This window comes from Amycolatopsis sp. NBC_01488, assembly GCF_036227105.1.
GTDB lineage: Bacteria > Actinomycetota > Actinomycetes > Mycobacteriales > Pseudonocardiaceae > Amycolatopsis.
Map to the genome: position 1 here is coordinate 8,257,912 of NZ_CP109434.1, position 25,158 is coordinate 8,283,069.

The following is a 25,158-nucleotide window of genomic DNA, read 5'->3' on the forward strand; positions in this document are numbered from 1 at the left end:
CTTGGCGCGGGACTTGGTGGTCATGTGGGCTCCGTGGTGGTGATGACGGCGATGCCTTGGCCGGCGAGCCAGCTCCGCGCGGCGCGCAGCCGGTCCGCGCGTCGCTGCTGCGGCGCGGTGTCGCTCTGCGCCCCGGGCCAGCCGGGGTCGTCGAACGCCGTCTCGGGCACCACCCAGCAGACGAGGCGCTCGAAGCGGCGGGGCGGCAGCCCGGCCGGGACGTCGGCGACGGCGTACCGGGCCGCGCCGAGCCGAGCCGCGCCGCCGGCGTCGCCCGCAGCAGGTCCCGGGGACTCTGGTCCTGGTCCGCGGCGAGGAAAGCCACGAGGACCGGCAGCGAGATCGGCGCCGGTTCGGGGTCGTCCCCCGGCGGGCTCATCGACACGGTCGCGGCGAGCGCCACCGGACCGTCCACACCGGACTGTCCGGTGGCGACGGCGACGACGGTGCCGTCCAGGACCGCCGCGCGGACCACGACGGACCCGGCCCACACGGCGTCGGCGGCGACCGGCGGCGCCTGCCCGGTGTCCCAGGACGCGGAGACCTCCCACGGCACCGGCTCACCGGTGCGCCGGAACTGGGCCATCGCCGCGGCCCGGGAGCCGAGCGGCACCGCGAGGTCGAACCGGTCGAACGTCGCCGTCACCGGATCGGTCACCAGCGCCGGGTCCAGCTCGTAGGCCACCACGCCGATCGCGAGCAGCGCTTCGGCGGTCAGTACCGCCGCCCGGGCCACCGGATCGGCGAGCCGGAGCAGGGTCTCACTGGCGACGTCCACGTCCGCACCCCCGGTATTCCTCGTGTCACCCGAACTCTGCCGGGCGGGGACCCCCGGCGGCATCGGGTGACTCCCTCGACTGCGGCGCGCGCCCGTCCGGGAGCCCACCGTGGTCGCCGCGGCCGTTCAGGGCGTTCGTGAGCTGGGTGCGGGAGTGGACGCCGAGCTTGCGGTAGACCTGCGTGAGGTGGGCTTCCACCGTTTTCCGGGACAGGAACAGCGCTTCGGCCGCCTCCGCGTTGTTGTGGCCGGCCGCCACGAGGCTCGCGATGCGCAGCTGCTGCGGCGTCAGCACGTCCGTCGCGAGCGGACCGGACCTCGGGCGGTCGCCGGCGGCGGACAGCTCGGCGGCCGCACGAGCGGCCCAGGTACCCGCGCCGAGGCCCTCGAACACGTCCACCGCGAGGCGCAGCGCCGGTCGGGCGGCGGCGGGTCTTCGCAGCCGCCGGAGCGCTTCTCCTTCGCACAGCAGGGTTCTGGCGTATTCGAACGGGGCCGTCCGGACGTCGCCCGCCTCGCGGGCGGTCCCGAACGCGGCCGTCGCGGCGGCCACCTCGGTGGCCAGCAGGCCCCGGCAGCGCCACGCTGCCGACAGCGGGCCCCGAAGGCCCGCGCCGGTCGCGCGTTCCTCCAGCCAGGCCACGACTTCCCGCGCCCGGCCGGGATTCCCGCACCGGGCGTGCGCCTCGGCGAGGTCGGCCACGAACGGGACGACGGCCGGGTTGCCCACGCCGCCGGCTTCGGCGTGCGCCCAGGCCGACTCCAGTGGCTCGACGGCCGTGCCCGGTTCGCCGGCGGTCAGCGCGGCGAGACCACGCACGGCCGGCTCCAGCAGCAGCCGCAGGTCGACGCCGAAGGGGCCGGCTTCCTGGCGGCTGCGGGCCAGGAGCTCCGCGCACCGGTCCTGCTTCCCCCTCGCCGCTTCCAGCCGGGCCAGTGCCAGCAGCCCGAACGCGACCACGCCGTTCGGCGGGGTCCGGCCGGCCACGGCGACGGACTCGACGGCGTCCGCCCGCGCGGCGGCCCAGCCGCCGGTGCGGAAGCCGAGATCACTGCGCACGGCCAAGGCGACGGCCAGCAGCGCGGGCGAGCGCCCGCGGCGCAGCCGGCAGAGCGCGGCGTTGATCGCCGTCCTGGCCGGTTCCGGCCGTTCCGTCCACAGCTGCGCCAGTGCCAGCCACACCAGTGCCGCCGGGTCGCCGACCTGCTCGGGCGGCGGGAGCTCGCCGCCCGGCAGTCCGTGCATGACGCGGGCGGCCGCGGCGGCCGGCCGCGCGGCGGCGGGCAGCGGGACCCCGGCCAGCGACTCGGCCTCGGTGACGGCCACGCAGGCGAGGCGCGCCTCCCCCAGCACCATGGCGGGTCCGGTCGCTTCGCACAGCAGCTTCGCCGCCCGCGCCGGGTCCCGCCGCGCGAGCCAGGACGCCGCTCCGGCCAGTTCGTCGAACGCCTGCCGGTGCTGCCCGGCGAGCGTCAGCCCCCGCGCGCCGCGCCCGGCCGCGGCCGCGAGGAACGCCGGATCGTCGCGCAGCGACACGGCTTCACGGCACCACGACGCCGCTTGCTCGCCCTGGCCGGCCCGCAGTGCACCCGCGGCGGCCGAGAGCAGGCGCAGCGCCCGCCGGCGCGGGTCGGCGGTCAGGTCGGCCGCGCGCCGCAGGAACCGGGCCGCGGCGGCCGGATCGGCGGTCTCCCTGGCCAGGCCGGCCAGCCGGGCCGCCAGCTCGTCCGCCGGCCCGGTCACCGCGAACGACTGGTACCAGGCCTGCTGCTCCCGCCGCGCGTGCGTGGTCAGCGCTTCGAAGACCGCCTGCCGCGCCGACGCCGTCGTGGCGGCCAGCAGCACCGGGCCGAGCAGCCGGTGCCGCAGCCGCAGCAGCCCGCCGACGGCCGTGGTCACCAGCCCCAGCCGCTCGCGGGGCACGACGTCGCGCAGCGACAGCCCCAGTGCGGCCAGTGCCGCCTCGATCGCCGCCGGTTCCGCCGGCCCGGCGACGGCCAGCACGGCCAGCGCGCGGCGGGTCCGGTCCGGCAGGCGGGCGAGCACGCCGCGCCAGGCGGGCAGCACCGAAGCCCCCACTTCGAGCACGAGGTCGGGGTGCCGGTCGGCCGTCGTGGTCAGCCGGCTCAGCGTCGCCACGACCGCCAGCGGGTTGCCGCCGGACGCGTCGACGATCGCGTCCACTTCGTGGTCCGGGGCGAGGAATCCGTCGGCCCGGGCCAGGCGGCGGCCGTCGGCGCGGTCGAACCCGGCCAGCCGCACGGCAGGCAGATCCGGCGGTTCGGCGGCCGAGCCGGGTTCGTCGCGCACGGCCATGACGAGCGCGACCCGCTCGCGGTCCAGCCGGCGCCCGAGGTAGGCCAGCAGCCGCCGGGACTGCCGGTCGACCCACTGCAGGTCGTCCACCAGCACCAGCAGCGGTTCGCGGCCGGCCACCGCGCCCAGCACGCCGAGGGCCCCGGCGCACACGGCGAGGGCGCCCGGCGCCGGGCCGTCGTCGAGGGCGAGGGCGATCTCCAGGGCGCGCCGCTGCGCGGGCGGCACGCTCGCGAAGTACGCAGAGAACTCGCCGAACAGCTGCGCGGTGGCGGCGTAGGCGAGTTTGGTTTCGGCCCGGCTCCCGCGCACCCGCACCACCCGGTGCGGCGCGCGGTCGGCGAGGTGGTCCAGCAGCGCGGTCTTGCCGATCCCCGGCTCCCCGACGACGACCCGCGCCGAACCGTGGTCGGTCACCCGGCCGAGCAGCCGGCTTTCCCACCGCCTGCCGACGAACGGCCCGCGCTGCCCCGCCACCGACGCCACGACGGCGGCATCCGTTGTCCCTACGGCACTCCCCCCAGATCGGAGCGTGGCGGTCGGCCACGCGATCCGTCCGGGAGCGGGCCCCGCCCCGCCGTCCCCGGACGATGCGGGGACGCTCGCACGCGCCGTCGACAGTTCGTCGACAGTCGGTCGAGACGTCGTCGCCGCTCGTCCGAGCGCGACGGGGTGGGCACCGAGGGTGCAGCCGATCTTTCCGTTCGAGGGATTCGGCCGGTGGGTCGCGCGGACCCACCGGCCGAAGGCGTCACACGAGCGACGCGGTCAACCCGCCGTCGAGGACGTAGTGGCTGCCGGTGATCCACGTCGCGCGGTCGGACGCCAGGAACGCCGCCACCTCCGCGATGTCCTGCGGGGTGCCCAGGCGCCCCTGCTTCGCCGCGACGAGGTCGCCGAACGGGACCTGGGTCGCCGCCTCGAAGTCGGGGACCAGGCGCTCGACCATCGCGGTGTCCGCGAAGCCCGGGCAGACCGCGTTGACGCGGATCCCGGCCGGGCGCATCTCGACCGCCGCGACGCGGGTGAGCTGGATGACCGCCGCCTTGGTCGCGCAGTAGGAGCCGAGCAGCGGGCTGCCGCCGATGCCCGCGATCGAAGCGATGTTGACGATGTTGCCCTTCGACTCCATCAGGTGCGGGGTCGCCGCCTTCATCGTCACGAACGTGCCGCGCACGTTGACCGCGAAGATCTTGTCGAAGCTCTCCGTGGACTGCTTCAGCAGCGGCGACGCGACCTCGATCCCGGCGTTGTTGACCAGCACGTCGAGACCGCCGAGGAGGTCGACCGCCTGCTGGATGGCCGACTGGACCTGAGCCTCGTCCGTGACGTCGCAGTTCGCGACACCGGCGGCGCCGATCTCTTCGGCCGCCTGCTTGGCCGCGTCGGCGTTCAGGTCGCTGACCACGACCCGGGCACCGCGTTCGGTGAACAGCGCCGCGATCGCCTTGCCGATCCCCGCGCCGGACCCGGTGACGAAGACGCGCTTTCCCTCGAGTTCGGACATGCTGGTTCCTCTCACATCGCTTCGATCTTGGGCAGGATTTCTTCCTTCAGGCGCTTCATGTCGTCGAGCGTCTTCGCCACCGGGACGTCCTGGAAGGGCGGCCACAGGAACGGCATCGTCAGGCCGGCTTCCCGGTACCGCTTGAGCTGGTCGGTGATCTGCGCTTCCGACCCGACGAGCAGGTTGGTGCCCTTGCCCATGGGACTCTGGTCCATGTCCTGGTCGGTGATGACGAACCAGATCATGCTGGCGATCTCGAGGTCGTCGACCGAGCGCTGGGTGTCGAGGTGGTCGAGCTCGCGCTGGATCTCGGTGCGCCACCGCTGGATGTCCTCGGGCGAGTCCTGGATCCCGATCCAGCCCGACAGGCCGTACTTCGCGATGCGGCTCGCCGAGCGCTTCGCGTCCTTGAGGCCGCTGAAGAAGATCGGCGGGTGCGGCTTCTGGACCGGCTTCGCCCCGAATCCGGCCGGCTCGAAATCGGCGAACTCGCCGTGGTACTCGAAGACCTCGTTGGTCCAGATGCCCTGCATGATCTCGATGGTTTCGCGCACGTGCTTGTGCCGCTTCGGAAAGATGTGCGCGGCGCTGGCGGCGGCGAACTCTTCCGGCATCCAGCCGGAGCCGACGGCGACGTTGAGCCTGCCGCCCGAGAGGTGATCGATGGTGGCCAGCTCCGCGGCGAGCACGCCGGGGGAACGGTACGGCGTGTCGATGATGCTCATGCCGATCCGGACCTTCGAGGTCTTCGCGGCGAGCCAGGGCAGCAGGGGCATGCCTTGGAGGAACTCACCCCGCGAGCTCACCGGGAGTTGCCGGCCCATTTCGGCCAGCATCCCGAAGGGGTACTGCATTTCCCCTCGGTCCGAGGCCTCCGGCACGATGATCCGGTCGAGCGTCCAGACGGAGTCGAAGTCGAGGTCTTCGGCGAGTGCGGTGAGGTCTTCGAGCTCCCGGACGGTCACCTTGTCCCGGAAGTTCGGCAGGTACAGCGCGAGTTTCATGGTCGGACAGCCTCCTTGCTGCGTTCGGTGCTGCGGTCGGTGAAGGTGGCGCGGATGTCGGCTTTGAGGACCTTGCCGACCGCTGAGCGCGGCAGCTCCGGCCAGATCTCGATCTGCTTCGGCGCCTTGACGCTGCCGATGCGGTCCTTGACGAACGCGATCAGTTCGCCGGTGTCCAGCTCCCGGCCGGGCCGGAGCTGGACGACGGCGGTGACGCGCTCGCCCCACTTGTCGTCGGGCAGGCCGATCACGGCGCAGTCGCGCACGGCGTCGTGGGCCATCACCGCCTGCTCGACCTCGGCGGAGTAGACGTTGAAGCCGCCGGTGATGACCATGTCCTTGGCGCGGTCGACGATGTGGAGGAAGCCTTCGTCGTCGAGGAACCCGATGTCGCCGGTGTGGTGCCAGCCGTGCGCGGACGCCTCCGCCGTCGCCTCGGGGTTGCGGTAGTAGCCGGCCATGACGAGCGAGCCGCGCACGCAGATCTCGCCGCGTTCACCCTGCGGGACGGGCCGTCCGCCGTCGTCGAGGATGGCCACCGTGACCAGTGGCGACGGCCTTCCGGCCGAGGCCAGCCGTCCGGTGTGGACAGTGCCGTCCGGTCGGCGGTGGTCCGCGGGCGACATCGTCGAGATCATCATCGGGGCTTCGGACTGGCCGAACAGCTGTGCCATCGGGCCGATCCGGGCGAGGGCTTCGGTGAGCCGGGCGGTCGACATCGGGGCCGCGCCGTACCAGAAGCACTGCAGGGACGACAGGTCCGTGCGGTCGAGCGCCTCGTGGCCGAGCACCAGGTAGATCAGCGTCGGGGGCAGGAACGTGTGCGTGACGCCGTGGCGTTCGATCAGTTCCAGGAACCGGCCGACGTCGGGCTTGGCCATGATCACGACTTCGCCGCCGCGGGCGAGGATCGGGAAGCAGAGGACGCCGGCCGCGTGCGTCAGCGGGGCCAGGGCCAGGTAGACCGGGCGCCCGTCGAAGGGGTAGCTCATCAGCGTGATCGCCGACATCGCCTCGAGGTTGCGGCCGGTCAGCATGACGCCCTTGGGACGCCCGGTCGTGCCGCCGGTCCCGACCAGGGCGACGACGTCTTCGGGCTGCGCGGCTTCGGCGGCGGGATCGGCACGGGCGGCGGCGAGCCAGTCTTCGAAGCCGGGCGCGAAGCCGTCGCCGTCGCCGAGGCGGACGAGCGTGGTCAGCTTCGGGAGCTTCGGGGCGATCCGGCGGACGAGATCCTCGAAGCCGGGCTGGAAGATCAGGGTGGCGCAGTCGAACAGGTCCAGGAGTTCGGCGTTCTCGTCCGCCGCGTTGCGCGGGTTGATCGGGCACCACACCCCACCCGCGCGGGCGATGCCGAAGACGCACGTGAACGCGACCGGGTCGTTGGCCGAGAGGATGCCGACCTTGTCCCCGGGCCGCACGCCGGAGCGCCGCAGGGCACGGGCGACGGCCTCGGCCAGCTCGACCACTTGGCCGTAGGAACGGGAAACCCCGTCGAGGGTCAGGCAAGGCGCATCCGGGTTCAGGGAGGCGCCTTTTTCCAGGTAGAAGAACAGAGACATCGTCGTCCCTCCGAGCCGTGTCGGTCGCTGGACACGACCTTGGCCGCCATTTGGACGAATGTCAAGATTTTCTTGGACGATTGGTCAAAGAACCGCTCGATGGTATCTTCGGCGAGTGACCAGCCCAGCCGCCGTGCGGCGCCGGACCCGCGTCGACAAGTTCGAGGACCGCCGCCGCGAACTCGCCGACGCGGCCCTGCTCGCCCTGGCCGACCTCGGCTACGCCCGCACGAGCCTGCGCACGATCGCCGAGCACACGAAGTTCTCCCACGGGCTGCTGCACTACTACTTCGCCGACAAGGTCGAGCTGATCACCTACTGCGTGCGCCGGTACAAGGCCGCGTGCGTGAAGCGCTACGAAGGCGGCGTCGGCGAGGCGGCCACGCCGGACGAGCTGGCCGCCGCGTGCGCGGACGGGCTGGCGGTGGCGCTCGCCGACGCCCCGCTGCTGCACCGGCTCTGGTACGACCTGCGCTCGCAGTCCCTGTTCGAGGAAGCCTTCCGCGACGACGTCGCCGAGATCGACGACAGCCTGCAGGACATGATCTGGCGCAACGTCCGGGCGTACGCGGACCTGACGGGCGCCGAGCCGACGTGCACGCCGCCCGAGGCGTACGCCCTGTTCGACGGCTTGTTCCAGCAGGCGCTGCAGCGTCACCTCGTCGGCGCGGAAGAAGCACTCGACGACCTGCGCCGCGGCGTTCGCCGGCTGTTCCCCCGCCTGGTCGGCTGAGGCCCGGCTCAGCGCCGCGTCGCCGCCAGGAGTTCGTCGACCTCCGCGCGCGAAGGAGCCGTGGCCGGACCGTACCGCTGGACGGCGATCGCCGCGGCGGCGTTCGCGCGTCCCGCCGCCACGAGGACCGGCGCCCCGCGCAGCAGCTCCGCCGCCAGCACACCCGCGTGCGCGTCCCCGGCGCCGTTGGTGTCCACCGGCTCGACGGGGAAGCCCGGGACGCGCACGGTCGTCCCCCGCGCCACGACGTCGCAGCCGGCCGCGCCGACGCGGGTGATCCGCACCGGGACGCCACCGACTCCGTCCACAGTGGACAGCACGGCGGCCTCGGCGGCGTTGCAGGTGAGGATGTCCACGTGCGGCAGCACCGCCCGCCAGACGCCGGCGGAGACGTCGGCCGCGAGCGGCCCCGGGTCCAGCAGCACGCGGTGGCCCGCGGCCGACGGCAGCCACTCGAGCAGCGCGTCCCGGTTGGCCTCCCGGACGAGGCTGTACCCGGTGACGTACACCAGGTCCCCGGCCCGCAACCGCACCCGGTGCAGGTGCTCGGCCGTGAGGGTGCCCTCGGCGCCGGTCTCGGTGATGAACGTCCGCTCGCCCGCCGCGTCGACCAGCACGACGCACACCCCGGTGTCCGGCGTGACCGGCGGCTGGACCAGCTCGACGCCCTCGGCCGCCAGCGCGTCGCGGACGAGGTCGCCGAAGCGCCCGGTGCCGTGCTCCCCCGCGTAGACGACCTCCGCGCCGGCCCGGGCCGCGGCGGCCAGCACGGTGAAGCCGCCGCCCGCGGTGAAGCGGACGTCCGAGGCGAGCACGTCACCACCCGGCGGCGGCAGCGCCTCGACCCGCATCACGAGGTCCACGACGGCCTGTCCCGTGTGAACGAGCCGGCCGGTCATCGCCGGATCCTCGCACCACCGAGCGCGGCGGACAACCCGGCGCCGACGGCGAAGGTGCCGACCCAGCCCGGCCCGTTGGCGCCGAGCCAGTTACCGGCGAGCGGCCCGGTGAACCCGGCGTCGTCGCCGATGGCGGCCGTCGTGCACAGGTAGCCCGCGACGATCGCGGCGACCCAGGCCAGCAGGGCGCGCGGGCGCTTGCTCTCGCGGGGAGGACGCCTGGGTGAACAAGTACGAACATGCACAGCGGGTCGGACGGCGTGTCAACCCTGCGACGGCGCGGCACCTCGCTCGCCGGCGAAGGACAGCCAGGACATCCCGGCGGCGACCCCGAGCATCGTGACCACGCCCCGCGGCCAGAAGATGTGACTGTCCAGAAAGGACACACTCGCGAGCAGCAGGACCACTCCGCCCGGCCCGGCCCGCCATCCCGCGCGCAGGACCGCCGCCACGACGATCAGGGCACTGGCCACCAGGAAGCACGCCGCGCCGAGGTGGCCCACCAGGTCGCCGGCCGTGAACACCGCGCCGACGACCGGCGTGGCGCCGTGCTGGGCGTGCACCACCGTGCCCGCCGCGATCCCCGCGACGGCGTCGAGCCCGCCGTAGAAGGCCGCGTACCCGAACGCCGCCACCCGGCCGGGCCACCGCAGCCAGGGCGGCGCCGACGTCAGCAAGCTCCACTGCGCGAGGCCCAGCAGCGGGAAGACCGGCAGCAGGATGACGTGCAGCGTGGTCCACCAGGGCGCCGTGGCCGCGTCGAGCTGGGCGGGGTGCACCGCGCCGAACGCGGCGAGCAGGAGCCCCGGGACGGCGACGAGGAACGCACGAGGTGGCCTGGACACCGGGAGACCGTAGCCCGGCCCGGGCGACCCGGGGATTAGGAAACTCTTACGTCGTTCGGGTGCCGCGGCTCAGCCTGCGAGTTGAGTGCACGTCTGTACACTCAACAGGCATGGTCACTGCCGACTGGCCCAGCACCGCCCGCACCCCCGGCCGGACGCGGGGTGGTTCCTGATGGCCGAAGTGGGGATGCGCCCGCCGGCGTCGCCGTTGCGGCGCCGGGCGTTGCGGGCGCTGCGCTGGCTGTTCACCCCGCTGCGCCCGGACGACTACCTCGAGCTGATCAACCCGCTGTGGTCGACCCGGGAGCTGCGCGGGCGCGTCGAACGCGTCGAACCCGAACGCGGCGGCGCGGCCACCGTCCTGATCCGGCCGGGGTTCGACTGGGTCGGGCACCGGCCAGGGCAGTACGTGCGGCTGGGCGTGGTCATCGACGGCGTCCACCACTGGCGCGCGTACTCGCTGACCTCCAGCCCCGACCGCCCGGACGGCCTGATTTCGGTCACCCCGAAGAAGGTCGACGGCGGGGTCGTCTCGCCGTTCCTGGTCGAGCGCGTCCACCCCGGCGAGGTCGTGCGGCTCGGCGAGGTCGAAGGCTCCTTCACCCTGCCGGACCGGCTCGACCGCGGCCTGCTGTTCGTCACCGCGGGCAGCGGCATCACGCCGGTGATGAGCATGCTGCGCCACCTCGCGCCGGGCCCGGGCCTGCGCGACGTCGTGCACGTCCATTCGGCGCGGGACGCCGACGGGGTCACCTTCGGCGAGGAGCTGGCCGCGCTGGCAGAACAGCACGAGGGCTTCCGCCTCGAGCTGCGCATCACGAGCGAGGACGGCCGGTTCACGCCCGCCGGCCTGGACGCCCTGTGCCCGGACTGGCGCGAGCGCGAGGCCTACGCCTGCGGGCCCGGCGAGCTGCTCGACGCGCTGCAGTCGCACTGGAAGCGCCACGGCGACGTCGACCGGCTGCACCACGAGCGGTTCCAGCCGATCGTCGGCGGCGAGGACGCCGAAGGAGCCGGCGGCACAGTGCGGTTCGCGCACCGCAACCTCGACGCGGACTGCCCGCCCGGCACCCCGATCCTCGTCGCGGGCGAGAACGCGGGCGTCGAGATGCCCTTCGGCTGCCGCGTCGGGGTCTGCCACACGTGCGTGCTGCCGATCCGGGAGGGCCGGATCCGGGACCTGCGCACCAACGTCGTCAGCGAAAAGCACCACGAGATCGTGCGCACCTGCGTGCACGGCGCCGAAGGCCGCGTGACGGTCGAACTCTGAGCGGAGAAAGGAACCCATGACCTCCACCACCCACCCGTTCGCCCACCTGAGCGCGGACCAGCTCGCCGAGCTCGCCCGCGAGTTCGACGCCATCCACGACCAGGTGCGCGCCGACCTCGGCGAACGCGACCGCCGCTACATCAAGGGCGTCATCCGGCTGCACCGGCAGATCGCGGTGGCCGGCCGGGCGCTGCTGCTCGGCTCCCGGTCGAAGGTGGCCTGGACGGCGGGCACCGGCTGCCTGGCGATCGCGAAGATCCTCGAGAACATGGAGATCGGGCACAACGTCCTGCACGGCCAGTGGGACTGGATGAACGACCCCGCCATCCATTCGTCCACATGGGACTGGGACACCGCTTCGACCGCGACGGCGTGGAAGCACTCGCACAACTACATCCACCACACGTACACGAACATCCGCGGCAAGGACAAGGATCTCGGCTACGAGATCATGCGCATCGACCCGCACCAGAAGTGGCACCCGGCGTACCTGGCCCAGCCGCTGTACAACCTGCTGCTGATGGCGTTCTTCGAGTGGGGCGTCGCAGTGCACGACCTCGACGTCGAAGCCATCCGCGCCGGTGAGAAGCCGCTGAAGGACGTGTGGCACGACATCAAGGGCATCTCCGGCAAGGCCCGCGACCAGATCCTCAAGGACTACGTCGGCTGGCCGCTCGTGAGCGCCCTCGCCGCGACCGCCGTCGGCCGGCTGGTGAACCGCGAACCGAGGTCCCGCGCCCGGGTGCTTGCGGACCGCGCCCGCGGCCGCGGTCGAAGGGGCGCGCTGCGGGCCCAGCTGGCCGCGGCCCGCGCGGAGGGCGGCGGCACGTTCGCCGCGACGTTCCGGGCCGACTTCACCGCGAACATCATCCGCAACCTGTGGGCGCACTCGATCATCTTCTGCGGCCACTTCCCCGACCAGACCTACACGTTCAGCCAGGAGGAGGTCCGCGACGAGACCCGCGGCGGCTGGTACGTCCGCCAGCTCGTCGGCGCGGCGAACATCACCGGCTCCCCGCTGTTCCACCTGATGAGCGGCAACCTCGGCTACCAGGTCGAGCACCACCTGTTCCCGGACATGCCCAGCAGCCGCTACGCCGAGATCGCGCCCCAGGTCCGCGACATCTGCCGCCGCTACGGCCTGCCGTACAACACGGGACCGCTGTCCCGGCAGCTCGGCACGGTCCACCGCACGATCCTGCGGCTGGCGTTCCCCGGCGGGAAGGTCCGCCCGAAGCCCGGCCCGTACCAGGGCGACGAGGTGAAGCGAGCCGCCTGAGCGCGCGGGTGGATCGCCTGCGGGCGGCGGTCGGGCGAATTACCGGCGTTTTCGTGTATCAGCGCGCGCCACCTCCTACTCTCGGTGGGGTGGACGGCATCGAGAGTCTCCGGCACGCGATCGAGACGATCCCCATTCCCGGCGCGCCGCCCCGCCTGTCCCGGCAGGGCGCCGCCGTCGGGCTCGCGCTGCTCGACACCTCGTTGCGGCTCAACCACGTGCGGCGGCTGACCGAGCGGCTGACCGTCGTCGAGCACGGCACCGCCCGGCGCAGCACCGAGGTCGACGTCAGCCTCAAGCTGCTCGACGAAGGACAGCGCCAGGCCACCGCGCAGCTGCAGGACCTGATCGGCCAGGAACACGGCGAGCGCGCCGCTTCGAGACCGGCCCGGCAGCGGTCGCTGTGGGTGCCGCTGGCCCGGCTGCCGCGCCGGGACGTCTCCCCCGTCGACGTCTTCGACAGCTCGGGCCAGAAGCTGCCGCGGCTCACCCAGCACGAGGCGTCGCGGCTGGTCGCCGCCGGGCTCTACCGGCTGCTGCGCGGGATCCTCGCGAGCGACGAGAACGCCCAGACGGCCAAGCACGAGCTGAACACCTTCCTGTTCCAGGTGCACGAACCGCGCTGGCTCATCCAGCAGGCGCTGCTCACGCTGCTGACCGAGCGCGACCACCCGGAGCAGGAGTTCGCGCTGGCGCCCACCGGCGGCACGGTCCCCGGGTACGGGCGGCAGTGCCGGGAGCTCGCGCTCGACATCCTCACCGGCTGCGCGGACCTGCTGGTCGAATACACCTACCTGCTGAACGTCGCGGTCCGCGATTACATGCTGGTGGTGGCGCTGGACGACGCGGTCGAGGAACACCGGCTCAGCTACGAGACCCCGCTGCACGTCGACGCGCGGCGGCCCCTCGCCCACGAGCAGTGGCGGCGGCTGGCCTCCAGCCGCCACGGCTACGTCGTGAGCTACGAGACCATGATCCCGGCGACGCTGAAGTCCTACCACCTGGTGGCCAGGACCGCGCCGGAGGCCGAGGTCTCCCGGATGTACCTGTCCACCGACGCCGACCAGCACCAGGTGGACGGCCTGGCCGAAGACCTCCGTTCGCTGGCCGAACGGCAGGACGCCGCCCCGCTGCAGGAAGCCGACGGCGCGCGGCACAAGATCCTCGAGCTGCAGGCCCAGTCCGTGCTGCGGCGGCTGGCGGACCTGGTCCGGCGCCGCAAGTGGGAGGCCGGCCGGTCCGGGGTCGAGCTGTCCCCGCGCAGCCTGCCGGCGTGTCACCGGCTAGCGGCCGCGGCCACGACCGGCGAGGCGGTCCGGATCGACACCAACGAGCTGGACAACTCGCTGCGGCGGCACCCGGAGTTCACCTCGGCCAACCTGCGCGAGGCCGCGCGCGAGCTGACCGATCGCGAGTTCGGGCAGGATCTCGTGCTGGTCAACGGCATCGCCGACAACGAGGCACGGGCGTACTGGCGCCGCTCCGGCGGCCGGGACCCGCGCGGCGACCACGTCCGGGTGCGCGCGACGCTCGTGCTCCGGGACTCCACGAAGTCCGGCCCGCTCAACGTGACGTTCTACGCGCTGGCCGTCGCGACGGTCTCGTTCGTGCTCGGCTGGCTGCTGGTGGGCAGCCCGTGGCCGTACGGCCGGGCCGCCACCCAGGCGCTCGGCCACATCGGCGACGGCCAGTCCGTGATCACGATGCTGCTGCTGTTGCCGGGTTTCCTCTACAGCCGGCTGTCGCTGCCGCCGCGCCGCACGGTGCTCGGGTACCTCGGCACGCTGCCGCAGGCGCTCGTCCAGCTGAGCATCGCGGCCGTCGCCGGGTTCGCCGCCGCCGTCGCGACGGAGAGCCGCGGCGAGGTCGTGCAGGCGGCGCTCACGGTCGCGGTGGCGCTGCCGGTGCTCGCCGCGCTCGTGCTGGCCGGTCAGGCGTCGTGGCGCGAGTCGGCGGTCCCGCTCTCCCGCATCGGGGCACCGCGGTGGGCGGGCACCGGCGCCTGGGACCGCCGCAAGCCGCTGGAGGCCGACGTGCGGTTCGACTCGTCCGGGGGGTGGTGAAGGTGCGCGGCCAGCGGATCTCCGTGCGCAACGTGGCCGACCTGGCCAGGGCCTGCTTCGAGATCGCCCGGCAGCCGGTGACCAAAGTGGACTTCGAGGTGCACCACGCGATGGCCCGCCACGGCTACCTGCGCGAGCTCGTGTCCGCGGGCGCGGACGACCCGGTGTTCCTGGAGACGCTGTGCTCGGCCACCAACGGCGCCGGCGTCGTGATCGGCACCCGCACCCGCAAGCCGCTGGACGGCACCGAAGTGGCCGAGCGGGCCGACGGCCGGCAGCCGGCGGAACGCCCGGAGGAGACCGCGGGCAGCTGGGTGTTCCACCAGACGACCTCGCCCAACCCGACGTTCATCTACGAGTCGGCGCAGACCTTCGAGGGCCTGATCGCGGTCGCCCCGGGGGCGCGCGAGGTGTGCGAGTGGCACGGCCTGGCCGTGCGCGACCTGGTCCGCGAGATCTCCGACGCGGCGTCCTCGCTCATCGACGCGCCGCTGCTGTCGCTGCAGTGCCCGGCCCAGCTGCCGACGATCGTGAAGACCCGCAACCACGACCTCCGCACCCGCAAGGAGGTCGCGCCGCCGTGCGCGTCGCTGGCCGTCCGGTTTTCGATCGCCCTGCGCGACGCGTCCGCGGCGGCGCGGTTCGAGCTGGCCGACCGGTTCCGCGAGCTGTGCGAGAAGCACGGGTACAGCTTCTGGCTCGCCGACACGCGGCCGGGCCACCGCCAGGGGAACTGGTTCGAGGTCTACCACGCCGACGGCGAGTTCTCCCCGCTGTACAAGGGAGATCTCCGGTCCCGCCAGCGCGTCGGCACGGTCTTCCCGCTGACGTTCGTCGGGCCGGCGCGGATCGGCTCGACCCACGCGATCGCCGCCTTCCTGCAGCGCTATCCCCAGGTGGGCGTGGTCGGCTGCGCGGCGACGACGCTGTCGGACGTCGCGTTCGTCCACCTGCAGCTGGCGATCCACGGCGTGGCCGCGGACCGGCTGAACCGCATCCTCGGCAAGCTGCTCGGCGAGTCGTCGACCCCGGCCCGGCCGCACAAGCTGCTGCGCGAGCTGTTCAAGCGCCTGGGCCTGCCACCCGACCCCGACGGGCGGAGCCCCGCGGCGCAGGACCCGACCAGCGACTACCAGACGTTCGCCGGGCCGGCGTTCGCCTACCGCCCGTACCAGATGCCCGACTGCATGGCGGTGTGGGTGTCCTGGGAGATCGCCCGCCAGCACCGGGGCCTCGCCGCCCCGCTGGACTGCCTGTACCGGGCGCTGGGCCAGGTGGCGCCGCCGGTGCCCGCGGAAGGCCGGGCCTCGGCGGGCGACCTCGCGACCGTCGAGTACCTCATCTGCCGCGCGACCGAGCAGTCGGTGATCCGCGGCAAGGCGAAGCTGGCCGTGCCCAAGACGGTCCTGCGCCAGTTCTCCTCGGCGGGCGGCGAGCTGCCCGCGTCCAAGCTCTGCGCGTCACTGGAGGAGGCGTGGAAGGCCCAGGTGGATCAGTCCGGTGTGGACGGAGTCAGCGAGCTGACGGTGGCCTGGCGCGAGTCCTGGCTCGGCCACTGGACGTACTCGTGACGCCGGTCCGCCGGCCGCCCGATCGCCCCTGGCAGCCACGCCGTCAAACGCGGCCCCGCGCGCCGCGGCCGGCTTCGGGCACCCGGCGGATCCCGCCGGGTTGGGCCGTCCGGGTGCACCGCCGAAGTGGACTGGACCATCCGCCCGCTGCGCATTGACACGGCCGAGAACCCGGCCATACCCTCGCCACATCCCCATCGCACTCCCCCGCACTCCCCTGCTCTCCCGGAAATACAACGTTGTAAAAGTCCGCCCGGGTCGTTGACCTGCGGCTTGAGAGTGAGGTCCCCGTGCCCCGCGGTCGAAGTCTCCTCGTCACGGTCCTGCTCGTCCTCGGGACGATGCTCGGCCTGAGCGGCCCCTCGCAGGCCGCCGGCTCCCTTCCGTGCGACATCTACGGCTCCGCCGGTACCCAGTGCGTCGCCGCGCACAGCACCACGCGCGCCCTGTACTCGGCCTACAGCGGCAATCTTTACCGCGTCCAGCGCGCTTCCGACCACGCCGAGGCGGACATCGGCCTGCTCGCCGCGGGCGGGTACGCCAACGCCGCCGCGCAGGACTCGTTCTGCGCCGGCACCACGTGCACCATCACGGTGATCTACGACCAGTCCCCGCGCCACAACGACCTCACCGTCGAAGGCCCGGGCACCGCGGGCGGGCAGGACGTCGCCGCCGTCGCGACCGCGCTGCCGGTCACCGCCGGCGGGCACCAGGTCTACGGCGTCTACGTCTCCCCCGGCACCGGGTACCGGCACTACGTCGGCGCCGGCGTCGCGGTCAACGGCCAGCCCGAAGGCATGTACATGGTCGCCAGCGGCACGCACGTCAACGGTGGCTGCTGCTTCGACTACGGCAACGTCGAAGCGCAGATCGCCGACACCGGCAACGGCCACATGGACGCGGTGAACCTCGGCACCACGTGCTACTTCCCGCCGTGCACCGGGATCGGCCCGTGGGTGGCGGGCGACCTGGAAAACGGGCTGTTCCAGGGCAATCGCTCCAACACCGCCAACCGCGGCAACGCCACGCCGTTCGTCACGGCGTTGCTGAAGAACAACGGCCAGACCACGTTCGCGCTCAAGGGCGGCAACTCGCAGAGCGGCGGCCTCACCACCTGGTACAACGGCACGCTGCCCGCGGGCGGCTACACGCCGATGCACCAGGAGGGCTCGATCGTGCTCGGCACCGGCGGCGACAACAGCAACGCGTCCATCGGGTCGTTCTTCGAGGGCGTGATGACGGCCGGTTACCCGTCCGACGCCGCGGACGACGCCGTCCAGGCCAACGTGGTCTCGGTCGGCTACGCGGGCGGCACCGGGACACCGCCTTACGCGGCCACGGTTTCCGGCCCCGGCGGCAAGTGCCTCGACGTCTCCGGCGACGACACCGGCGGCAACGGCACCGCCGTGCAGCTGTGGGACTGTCAGGCGAACGCGGCCGACCAGCACTGGGCGCACAACGCGGACTCGTCACTGTCCACTTTGGGCAGATGTCTCGACGTCACCGGCAACGGCACGGCGAACGGCGCGCTGCTGGAACTGTGGGACTGCAACGGCGTCGGCGGCCAGAAGTGGGTGCAGCAGGCCGACGGCTCGCTGCGCAACCCCCAGTCCGGCCGCTGCCTCGACGCGCCGAACGGCGCCACCGCCAACGGCACCCGCCTGCAGTTGTGGGACTGCAACACCTCCGCGGCGCAAAAGTTCTCGGTGACCGGCGGCGGCCCGATCACCGGCCCCGGCGGCAAGTGCGTCGACGTGGCCGGCGACGACCACGGCGTGAACGGGACCGCCGTGCAGCTGTGGGACTGCCAGTCGTTCGCCGTGGACCAGCACTGGTTCCACACCTCCGGCGGCGCGCTGCGCACGCTGGGCCGCTGCCTCGACATCAACGGCAACGGCACGGCGAACGGCACCCAGGTCGAACTGTGGGACTGCAACGGCGTCGGCGGCCAGGTGTGGACGCAGCAGGCGGACGGCTCACTGCGCAACCCGCAGTCCGGCCGCTGCCTCGACTCCCCCAGCGGCGCGACGGGCAACGGGACCCGGCTGCAGATCTGGGACTGCAACGGGTCGGCGGCCCAGCGGTTCGCCCTGCTCTGACTCCCCGCGCCGCGATCCCGCACCGGATTCCCCCGCCGGTGCGGGATCGCGGCGTCCGGGCCGGTGCCCGGCGGTCCGGAAATTCAGCAGTGCGCGATCCGTCGCCGAGTGCCTGAAGCCCGGGCCGCCGCCGCGTTCAGGCGCCCTCGACCGACCCCGGCGGCAGGAGGTCGACGTCGTGCAGGGCCGACAACCGGACCACCTCGGGCAGCGGGCCGAGCACGATCTCTTCGCCGGTCATGGCACCTGCTGCTCGTCGTGGCCGATCTCGGCCAGCCGTTCCTGGACGCGGGCGTGGCGGAACTGGTAGACGCCGCCGGCCTGGCGCAGGACGCCGCGGCGGTGGGCGTCGTCGAGGAAGTGCATGAGCCGCCAGGGAAGGCGGCCGGTCGCGGCGAGCCAGACGTGCTGGACGAAGTAGGTGCCCCAGGCGCGCGTCACGAGCACCGCCAGGCCGATGCCGGCGCCGAAGCACACGCCGGCCGCGACCGGCGGCACCGCGTTCGTCGCCGCCGGGAACACCTGGCCGCCGGCGACCGCGCCCGCGACGCCGTAGCACACGGCGGCGACACCGCGGGCCATGAAGAACCCGAACACCGCACCCGCCACCCCGCCGGCGACGGCCAGCGCCAGGTCGTACCGGCCGCCCAGCACCGGCAGGAACCGCGTCTGCGCGGTGAACGCGAACGCCATCCCGTCGAACAGGCCCAGCGATACCAGGAAGGACACGGACAACGCGATCGCGCCGGTCCGTTCGTTGCGCAGGATCGACTGCGGGCTCGACACGCGGCTGGCGTCCACCGGCTTCGCGAGCCACACGTGCACCGCGAACACCAGGCCGAACACGAGCGCCAGGAACACGACCAGGCCGGTGACCAGCGACCAGCCCAGGCCGAGCAGGGTCCCCACGACCGCGCCGATCGCGAACCGGCCGGCGAACTTCCGGGCGGCGCCGGCGAAGCGCAGTTCGGTGCGCAGCGGCTCCGGCGGGCGCCCGAACCGGTGGGTCAGGTAACCGGCGCCCCCGAACGAAAGGCCGTAGATCGCGGCCAGCGCCGGTCCGTCGTCGACCCAGCCGGCGATGACGAAGAACACCGCGATCAGCGCGCCGGCCAGGCCCGACCGGGTCCCGGCGGGCACCGCCCGGTACAGCTGCCACCAGGCCAGGTCGCGGCTGCGGGCCTGGTCGAGGTGCCGGGCCAGGAACCCCAGCCAGCGCGTCGCCTCCGCCGCGGTGTACCGCGCGGACGGGCTGGTCTTCGGGTTGCGCCCCGGCGGCTGCGGTACCCGCGCGTAAGCGTTGGGGACGAACGAGTCGAGCAGCTGCCCTTCGAGGGCGGCCGCGTCTTCGGCGCCGAGCAGCTCCGCGGGATCCGCGCCGGGACGGCCGTAGCCGATCCGCGCGAGGTCGACCATCAACGGCGTCCGCAGCACCCGGGCCAGCGGCGCGTCCGGATCGCGGCGCAGCCGCTCGGCCACGGGAAGCCAGCGGTCCTGGCCGGTGCCCTCCCGCGCGGACAGGTAGGCGATCGCCTCCGTGCGGGCGACGGGTTCGAGCCGCACGACGGTGGCGGCGCTCAGCACCGGGCCGGCTTCGCGGGTGACCTGCTCGTACTCGGCCGAGCGGCAGGTCAGCACCAGCGAGCGGCCCACGGCCATGGTCTGGTCCAGTGCGTCGAGCGCGACGGCGCGCAGGTCGGTCGGCATCTCGTCGAGGCCGTCGAGGACAGGGAGGACGTGGCCGCCGAGGACGAGCCGCGTCGGCGCGCCGGGCCCGTATTCCCGCGCGTTGAGCAGGGCCGGGTGGTTGTCGGCGAGCCGGCTCGCCAGCCAGTGGTCGAGGTGGTCCCGCCGCGGGTCCCAGGAGGCCAGCGAAAGCAGGACCGGGACCGGCGAACCGGGGGCACGGGTGCGCAGCAGCTCCAGCGTCAGCATCAGGGCGAGCACCGACTTGCCGGAGCCGGGGTCGCCGAGCACCACCAGCTGCCGCACGGGCAGCGCGGCGAACGTCTCCGCGAGATCGTCGAAATCGCCCCGCCGCGCTGGTGTTCCCGGACGCGGGCGCGCCGACCAGCGCAGGACGATCGGCTGCGGCCGGTGCAACGAGCGCAGCTCGGCTTCGGCGCGCCACTGCCACGTGACGGCTTCGGCCAGCTCGGCGACCGCACGGTCGAACTGGTGGTGCTCCGGCGGAGTCTCGGTCACCGGAGCGGGGGCGGGAGCACTCGGGGCGGCCTCCGCGAGGATCTGCTCGTGCAGCCGCCGCAGGTCGGGGTTCGGATCGACGCCGAGCTCGTCGGCCAGCCGGCGGCGCAGGCCGTGGAAGAGCGTCGAGGCCTCGGCGTAGCGGCCCTCTTTCGCGAGGGCGCGCATCAGGTGCAGGTGCGAGTACTCGCGCATCGGGTGCTCGCCGCAGAACTGGGTCAGCTCGCGGACGACCTCGCCCGTTTCGCCCAGCCGCAGCTGCCATTCGGCGCAGAGCTCCACGGCGTCGGCCCGCTGTTCGTCGAGCACCGCGGCCCGGCCGGTCAAGGTGGTCGTCCGCAGCCCGTCGAGCGCCGGGCCACGCCACAGCGCGAGCGCGCCGCGGATCTCCTCGACGGCGTCGACGAGCTTCGCCTGCCCGGCGAGTGCCCGCGCGGCCGTGACGTGCCGGCGGAACCGGAGCGAGTCGAGATCGTCGATGCCGGCCTGCAAGCGGTACCCGGGGCCGTCGGTGACGATCATCCCGCCGGTCTCGCCCAGCCGGCTTCGCAGCGCCGACACGCAGTTGCGGACCTGCTTCACGGCCGTCGCCGGCGGTTCGTCTTCCCAGAGCGCGTCGATCATGCGCTCCACCGGGACGACCGAGTTCGGATTGAGCAGCAGGGTGGCGAGCGCGCGCTGCTGACGCGGGCTCGCCAGCGCGACCCGATCCCCGGACGCCCGCACTTCCAGCGTCCCGAGAATCCGGAACCTCATTGCATCCCCCTCGACGTCAAGGCCGGCGCCCGGCGTCCGGCTCCGAAAAGCGCAGGTGGCGCCGAGGATGCCGGCGCGAGGACGAAACGAGGACGGCGTCGGGAACCCTAGAGGCACGGCGGAAGAGGGGGGATGCCGGGGGCGACCCCGGTGGCGGGCGCGGTGTTGGGGGTCGCGCCCGCCACCGGGACCGTCGCGGGTCGCGGGGTTTCCGTTGGAGCCCCGGGAGCCGGGCCGGGATCAGCCCGCGCGGCCGGTTGATGCGCGTCAGGCCGTCCGGGACGCGCTCCACGCCGCCGGCTCCGGGGTGGGCGCGCCGATCTTGGTGCCCTTGCGCCAGCCGCCGAAGATGAGGCCCAGTACCAGGATGGCGAGCAGGATCAGCAGGACCCACAGCCACAGGGACTTGCGCACGACGGTTCCCTCCTCGTCGGAGTGCCGGCCAGGCGAGCGACCACACCGTACCCCCGGAGATCGGTTGGCCCGGCGGCGGCGTGGGTAATGTTCCCGGTATGGGCGCTTGGGGAAAACGGCTCGTCGCCGTGGCGGTGGCAGTGGTGGTCCTGGCCGGCGCGGCACTCGTCGCATCGGCGGTTCACCTGTTACCCCAACTGCGCAATCCGTTCGCCGAACAGACCGAGGAGCACTCCGGTCCGGTGCTGCTGCAGTCGATCGTCGAGCTTTCGCGCTACGAGGCGGCGAGCGGTTCGTTCCAGGTGGTCGTCGACATCACGACCAGCTCGGTCCTCCCCAGCTTCCTGGTGGGCAGCGACACGATGTTCATCGGCGTCGGCAAGGACAACGCCTTCGTGGACTTCTCGCGGCTGAAGGGCAACGCGGTCCAGGTCTCCGACGACCGCTTGTCCGCCACGATCACCTTGGGGCACGCGCAACTCGAACCGGCGACCCTGGACGTCCACGAGTCCCACGTGTACGCGCAGCAGCAGGGCCTGTTCACCCGGATCAACGACTTCCTCAACGGGAACCCGAACTCCCAGCAGGCGCTCTACGAGCTCGCCCAGAAGGAGATCCAGGCCGCGGCCGCGAAGAGCTCGCTGGTGGCCGACGCGGAGCGCAACACCAAGACGATGCTGATCGGCCTGCTGCAGTCACTCGGCTTCAAGAACGTCACGGTGAACTACGCCGACAACACCGCCGGCTGAGCCGGGCCGGCGACGTCACTGGCGTCGCCGGGCCCGCCGATTCCGTCAGAAGCCGGGGAACACCCGGCGCAGGTCGTCGAGCGTGACCGCGCCCTCGACGGTGACGCCCTGGTCGTACGGCGCCTTGAGACGGCCGCTGACCAGCCGGACGAACGCCTCCTCCGGTCCGTCGAACGTCGCCGAAGGCGACTCGAGGTGGTCCACCACGGTGACCGCGTCGTCGATCACCAGTGCGCCGCCGGGGACCGCGACGGACACCGGGTTCGCGAGTTCGGCGGGCTTGGCGAGCCAGCCCAGCATGAAGCCCACGGGACCGGCCAGGAGGTCGACCAGCACCGCGGCCGAGCCCGCGGCCACCCCGGCCTCCGGGTCGAAGGCCACGCGCACGTCCCACGAGTGGTTGGCCACCTCGTTGAGCCGCATGCCGAGTGCGGTCGCCAGCGGGACCGGCTCCGGCAGGAAGCCGAGGTCGACGGTCAGCGACGACCGCTGCTCGGGCGTGAGCGCCTCGACCGTCTCGAGCCAGCGGCCGTTGTGCTCCAGGAAGCCCTCGGCCTGCGCCCGGGGCGTGGCGGAGTCCCAGCGGGCCCAGATCGCCTGGTTGTCTTCGGCCGCCACGGTCTCCCCGAGGGCCCGGGCGATGGGCGCGCGGCCGATCTCCGCGCCGCTGCCGAGGTGGGAAAGGACCTGGGCGACGGTCCACTCCGCGGCGCCGCTGGGGGCGGCCAGCTGGTCGTCGGTGAGGGTGCGGACGAGGCCGGCGAGCGTGTCGGCCTCGGCCCGGAGGGCGGTGATCGTGCGGTCCACGAGTTGGCTCATGCCACGCTCAACTCCCGAACGGACCCGTGTGTTCCACGGATCACCGTGCCCGAGTGCGGTGCGCGGGACGGTGGCCCGGCAGGCTAGGTTGCCCGGGTGAGTCTCCTCGATGACGTCGCCGAGCGCGACGGCTGGCGGTGCTGGGTGTGCGACGAACCGGTCGACCCCGGCAGGTCGGTGAACGACCCGCGAGGGCCGAGCGTCGACAGCCGGACCGCCGATCGGAAGGCCAAGGTCGCCGAGCGGCTCGCGCACCGCGGGTGCAACACCCGCAAGGGCGCGGTCAAGGTGGTCATCGCCTGGCCGGATCGCCTGCACGTGGCCGACCCCGCGCCGCTGATCACCGTGGCCGGCCGGCTGGACCGCAAGGGCGGCCGCGAGCTGGTGGCCCGCTGCCCGACCGAGCAGGACGCCCGGGAGGCGGCGGACTGGCTGGTGGACCGGTTCTCGCGCCTGGTACCGGGCTTGCCGGTGACCGCGACCACCGAGCCGGGCGGCGGCCAGTTCCTGGTCATCCTGGCCACCGGCCGCCGCTGAGCCGTAGACCCTCCGGCGGTCACCGTGGTAGAAGTAGAACGTGTTTCACTTCCGACCACGGCTGCGGGGAGGTGCGCGGGTGAGCGTCCCGACGGTGACCGAGCTGCTGCTGGCCCGCGCCGGGGACGAGCGGCCGGGCCTGCGGTTCGAAGACGAGACGTACTCGTGGGCCGAGCACGTCCGGGCTTCGGCCCGCCACGCGGCCAGCCTCCGGGCGACGTTGCGCCCGGACGAACCGCCCCACGTCGGCATCCTGGCCGACAACGTGCCGGCGTTCTCCGTCCTCTTGGGCGCCTGCGCGTTCGCCGGGGCGGTGCTGGTCGGGCTCAACCCCACCCGGCGCGGTGCGGCCCTCGCGCGGGACGTCCGGCTCGCCGACTGCCAGGTCGTGCTCGCCGAGCGGAAGTACCGGCCCCTGCTGGAAGGCCTGGACCTCGGCGGGATCGCCGTGCGGGACCTGGCATCGTGGCCACCGCCGGCGGACGACCCGATCGAGCCCGTCCCGGCGTCGGCGGACGACCTGCTCATGCTGATCTTCACCTCCGGCACCAGCGGCGACCCGAAGGCCGTGCGCTGCACCCACGGCAAGATCGCGTTTCCCGGCGCGATGCTCGCCCAGCGCTTCGGACTGTCCACATCGGACACCGTCTACGTCACGATGCCGATGTTCCACTCCAACGCCGTCATGGCCGGCTGGGCGGTCGGGCTCGCGGCCGGCGCGGGCATCGCCCTGCGCCGCCGGTTCTCCGCTTCCGGCTTCCTGCCCGACGTCCGGAAGTTCGGCGCGACCTACGCCAACTACGTCGGCAAGCCACTGTCCTATGTGGTCGCCACTCCCCCGCGCCCGGACGACGCGGACAACCCCCTGCGCCTCGTCTACGGGAACGAAGGGGCGAGCGCGGACCTGGCCGCGTTCGGGAAACGCTTCGGCTGCAAGGTCGTCGACGCGTTCGGCTCCACCGAGGGCGGCGTGGGGTTCGCCCGCACCGACGACACGCCGCCCGGCTCACTGGGCAGGCCGGCCGAGGACGTGGCCATCCTGCACCCGCACACCGGCCGCCCGTGCCCGCCCGCCGCGTTCGATGCCGGCGGCCACCTGCTCAACGCCGAGGAAGCCGTCGGCGAACTGGTCAACACCGCGGGCGCCGGCTGGTTCGCCGGGTACTACCGTGACCCCGCGGCCGACGCGGAGCGGCTGCGCGACGGCCGGTTCCACACCGGTGACCTGGCCTACGCCGACGCCGAGGGGTTCTGCTACTTCGCCGGGCGGCTCGGCGACTGGCTGCGCGTCGACGGGGAGAACCTGGGCACCGCGCCGATCGAGCGCATCCTGCTGCGGCACCCCGCGATCACCGACACCGCCGTCTACGCGGTGCCCGACCCGGTGACCGGGGACCAGGTGATGGCCGCGATCGTCACCGACGGCACCCTGGACCCCGCCGATTTCGGCCGTTTTCTCGCCGGCCAAACCGATCTCGGGCCCAAGCAGGTACCCCGGTACGTGCGCACGGTCCGTGAGCTGCCGCGGACGTCGACGTTCAAGGTCGTCAAGCGGCGGCTGTCCGCCGAGGGCCTGGACTGCCCCGACGTGATCTGGGAGCGCGCGGGGCAGGACATCGCCTACACCGTCCGCGAGGCGGGTCTTCGTCGCCCTGAGTGGTCGAGCCGGCCGTCGCCCGGCGCGGTGCGTGATCACGACGGACCACTTCCGCCAACGCCGTCCGGGCCGGGGCTCGAAGCTCTACGGTGAG

At 73.2% G+C, this 25,158-nt stretch carries 20 protein-coding genes; 10 read left to right on the forward strand and 10 right to left on the reverse strand.

Annotated elements, in window-relative coordinates; translation table 11 throughout:
- The first annotated feature begins 56 nt into the window (after nucleotides 1–56).
- Nucleotides 57–680 carry a hypothetical protein gene (locus tag OG738_RS38835; protein WP_329048540.1) on the forward strand — a complete coding sequence of 208 codons (624 nt, stop codon included), beginning with the start codon at nucleotides 57–59 and terminating at the stop codon, nucleotides 678–680.
- A 123-nt stretch (nucleotides 681–803) separates the two neighbouring features.
- Here OG738_RS38835 and OG738_RS38840 read toward each other — a convergent pair whose 3' ends face one another.
- From OG738_RS38840 to OG738_RS38855, 4 genes are all read right to left on the reverse strand, one after another.
- Nucleotides 804–3,581, reverse strand: coding sequence for a helix-turn-helix transcriptional regulator (locus tag OG738_RS38840; protein WP_329048542.1), 2,778 nt, complete (start codon nucleotides 3,579–3,581; stop codon nucleotides 804–806).
- Nucleotides 3,582–3,846: 265 nt separating this feature from the next.
- On the reverse strand, nucleotides 3,847–4,602 hold the full coding sequence (locus tag OG738_RS38845; protein WP_329048544.1) for an SDR family NAD(P)-dependent oxidoreductase: 756 nt from the start codon (nucleotides 4,600–4,602) through the stop codon (nucleotides 3,847–3,849).
- Nucleotides 4,603–4,613: 11 nt separating this feature from the next.
- The gene (locus tag OG738_RS38850) at nucleotides 4,614–5,606 is read right to left on the reverse strand and encodes an LLM class flavin-dependent oxidoreductase (protein ID WP_329048545.1); all 993 of its coding nucleotides are present in this window, start codon (nucleotides 5,604–5,606) and stop codon (nucleotides 4,614–4,616) included.
- A complete protein-coding gene (locus tag OG738_RS38855) occupies nucleotides 5,603–7,168 on the reverse strand; it encodes an acyl-CoA synthetase (RefSeq protein ID WP_329048547.1) in 1,566 nt (521 codons plus the stop codon). The genes OG738_RS38850 and OG738_RS38855 overlap by 4 nt, the downstream gene beginning before the upstream one ends.
- 115 nt (nucleotides 7,169–7,283) lie before the next feature.
- Here OG738_RS38855 and OG738_RS38860 point away from each other — a divergent pair, with 115 nt between their 5' ends.
- Complete coding sequence (locus OG738_RS38860) at nucleotides 7,284–7,901, forward strand: TetR/AcrR family transcriptional regulator (RefSeq protein ID WP_329048548.1); 618 nt, start codon at nucleotides 7,284–7,286, stop codon at nucleotides 7,899–7,901.
- Nucleotides 7,902–7,909: 8 nt separating this feature from the next.
- On the opposite strand, the gene OG738_RS38865 is transcribed toward OG738_RS38860, so the two are convergent.
- Genes OG738_RS38865 through OG738_RS38875 form a run of 3 tightly spaced genes read right to left on the reverse strand, consistent with a single transcriptional unit; the run spans nucleotide 7,910 to nucleotide 9,645 of the window.
- Complete coding sequence (locus OG738_RS38865) at nucleotides 7,910–8,800, reverse strand: PfkB family carbohydrate kinase (RefSeq protein ID WP_329048550.1); 891 nt, start codon at nucleotides 8,798–8,800, stop codon at nucleotides 7,910–7,912.
- On the reverse strand, nucleotides 8,797–9,045 hold the full coding sequence (locus tag OG738_RS38870; protein WP_329048551.1) for a hypothetical protein: 249 nt from the start codon (nucleotides 9,043–9,045) through the stop codon (nucleotides 8,797–8,799). Before OG738_RS38870 ends, OG738_RS38865 begins: the two co-directional genes overlap by 4 nt.
- Nucleotides 9,046–9,063: 18 nt before the next feature.
- Nucleotides 9,064–9,645, reverse strand: coding sequence for a hypothetical protein (locus OG738_RS38875; RefSeq protein WP_329048552.1), 582 nt, complete (start codon nucleotides 9,643–9,645; stop codon nucleotides 9,064–9,066).
- Between the two features lie 172 nt (nucleotides 9,646–9,817).
- Between OG738_RS38875 and OG738_RS38880 the strand changes: the two genes are divergently transcribed.
- The 5 genes from OG738_RS38880 to OG738_RS38900 all read left to right on the forward strand — a co-directional run bounded on the left by OG738_RS38880 (nucleotide 9,818) and on the right by OG738_RS38900 (nucleotide 17,927).
- A complete protein-coding gene (locus tag OG738_RS38880) occupies nucleotides 9,818–10,915 on the forward strand; it encodes a ferredoxin reductase (protein ID WP_329048554.1) in 1,098 nt (365 codons plus the stop codon).
- 16 nt (nucleotides 10,916–10,931) lie between these two features.
- The gene (locus OG738_RS38885; RefSeq protein ID WP_329048556.1) at nucleotides 10,932–12,194 is read left to right on the forward strand and encodes a fatty acid desaturase family protein; all 1,263 of its coding nucleotides are present in this window, start codon (nucleotides 10,932–10,934) and stop codon (nucleotides 12,192–12,194) included.
- Between the two features lie 89 nt (nucleotides 12,195–12,283).
- A complete protein-coding gene (locus tag OG738_RS38890; protein WP_329048559.1) occupies nucleotides 12,284–14,257 on the forward strand; it encodes a hypothetical protein in 1,974 nt (657 codons plus the stop codon).
- Nucleotides 14,258–14,259: 2 nt separating this feature from the next.
- Nucleotides 14,260–15,828, forward strand: a complete 1,569-nt coding sequence (locus tag OG738_RS38895) for a hypothetical protein (protein ID WP_329048560.1) — start codon at nucleotides 14,260–14,262, stop codon at nucleotides 15,826–15,828.
- Nucleotides 15,829–16,118: 290 nt separating this feature from the next.
- The gene (locus tag OG738_RS38900) at nucleotides 16,119–17,927 is read left to right on the forward strand and encodes an arabinofuranosidase catalytic domain-containing protein (RefSeq protein WP_329048562.1); all 1,809 of its coding nucleotides are present in this window, start codon (nucleotides 16,119–16,121) and stop codon (nucleotides 17,925–17,927) included.
- Between the two features lie 237 nt (nucleotides 17,928–18,164).
- Here OG738_RS38900 and OG738_RS38905 read toward each other — a convergent pair whose 3' ends face one another.
- Together OG738_RS38905 and OG738_RS38910 are read right to left on the reverse strand one after the other, a co-directional pair.
- Nucleotides 18,165–20,888 (reverse strand): BTAD domain-containing putative transcriptional regulator, encoded by a 2,724-nt coding sequence (locus OG738_RS38905; RefSeq protein ID WP_329048564.1) that lies wholly within the window; start codon nucleotides 20,886–20,888, stop codon nucleotides 18,165–18,167.
- 267 nt (nucleotides 20,889–21,155) lie between these two features.
- The gene (locus OG738_RS38910) at nucleotides 21,156–21,302 is read right to left on the reverse strand and encodes a hypothetical protein (RefSeq protein WP_329048566.1); all 147 of its coding nucleotides are present in this window, start codon (nucleotides 21,300–21,302) and stop codon (nucleotides 21,156–21,158) included.
- Nucleotides 21,303–21,400: 98 nt separating this feature from the next.
- On the opposite strand from OG738_RS38910, the gene OG738_RS38915 reads away from it, so the two are divergent.
- Complete coding sequence (locus tag OG738_RS38915) at nucleotides 21,401–22,051, forward strand: DUF4230 domain-containing protein (protein ID WP_329048568.1); 651 nt, start codon at nucleotides 21,401–21,403, stop codon at nucleotides 22,049–22,051.
- Between the two features lie 45 nt (nucleotides 22,052–22,096).
- On the opposite strand, the gene OG738_RS38920 is transcribed toward OG738_RS38915, so the two are convergent.
- Nucleotides 22,097–22,870, reverse strand: coding sequence for a maleylpyruvate isomerase family mycothiol-dependent enzyme (locus OG738_RS38920; protein WP_329048570.1), 774 nt, complete (start codon nucleotides 22,868–22,870; stop codon nucleotides 22,097–22,099).
- A gap of 96 nt (nucleotides 22,871–22,966) precedes the next feature.
- Between OG738_RS38920 and OG738_RS38925 the strand changes: the two genes are divergently transcribed.
- Both OG738_RS38925 and OG738_RS38930 read left to right on the forward strand, forming a co-directional pair.
- Entirely contained in the window at nucleotides 22,967–23,407 is a 441-nt protein-coding gene (locus OG738_RS38925) for a hypothetical protein (protein ID WP_329048571.1), read from the forward strand.
- A gap of 79 nt (nucleotides 23,408–23,486) precedes the next feature.
- The gene (locus OG738_RS38930) at nucleotides 23,487–25,157 is read left to right on the forward strand and encodes a long-chain-fatty-acid--CoA ligase (protein ID WP_329048573.1); all 1,671 of its coding nucleotides are present in this window, start codon (nucleotides 23,487–23,489) and stop codon (nucleotides 25,155–25,157) included.
- Nucleotide 25,158 lies beyond the last annotated feature (1 nt).

Coding starts and splice junctions, on each gene's coding strand:
- OG738_RS38845 (WP_329048544.1), bottom strand. CDS start 4,602: ATGTCCGAACTCGAGGGAAAGCGCGTCTTCGTCACCGGGTCCGGCGCG.
- OG738_RS38850 (WP_329048545.1), bottom strand. CDS start 5,606: ATGAAACTCGCGCTGTACCTGCCGAACTTCCGGGACAAGGTGACCGTC.
- OG738_RS38855 (WP_329048547.1), bottom strand. CDS start 7,168: ATGTCTCTGTTCTTCTACCTGGAAAAAGGCGCCTCCCTGAACCCGGAT.
- OG738_RS38865 (WP_329048550.1), bottom strand. CDS start 8,800: ATGACCGGCCGGCTCGTTCACACGGGACAGGCCGTCGTGGACCTCGTG.
- OG738_RS38880 (WP_329048554.1), top strand. CDS start 9,818: ATGGCCGAAGTGGGGATGCGCCCGCCGGCGTCGCCGTTGCGGCGCCGG.
- OG738_RS38885 (WP_329048556.1), top strand. CDS start 10,932: ATGACCTCCACCACCCACCCGTTCGCCCACCTGAGCGCGGACCAGCTC.
- OG738_RS38905 (WP_329048564.1), bottom strand. CDS start 20,888: ATGAGGTTCCGGATTCTCGGGACGCTGGAAGTGCGGGCGTCCGGGGAT.
- OG738_RS38915 (WP_329048568.1), top strand. CDS start 21,401: ATGGGCGCTTGGGGAAAACGGCTCGTCGCCGTGGCGGTGGCAGTGGTG.
- OG738_RS38920 (WP_329048570.1), bottom strand. CDS start 22,870: ATGAGCCAACTCGTGGACCGCACGATCACCGCCCTCCGGGCCGAGGCC.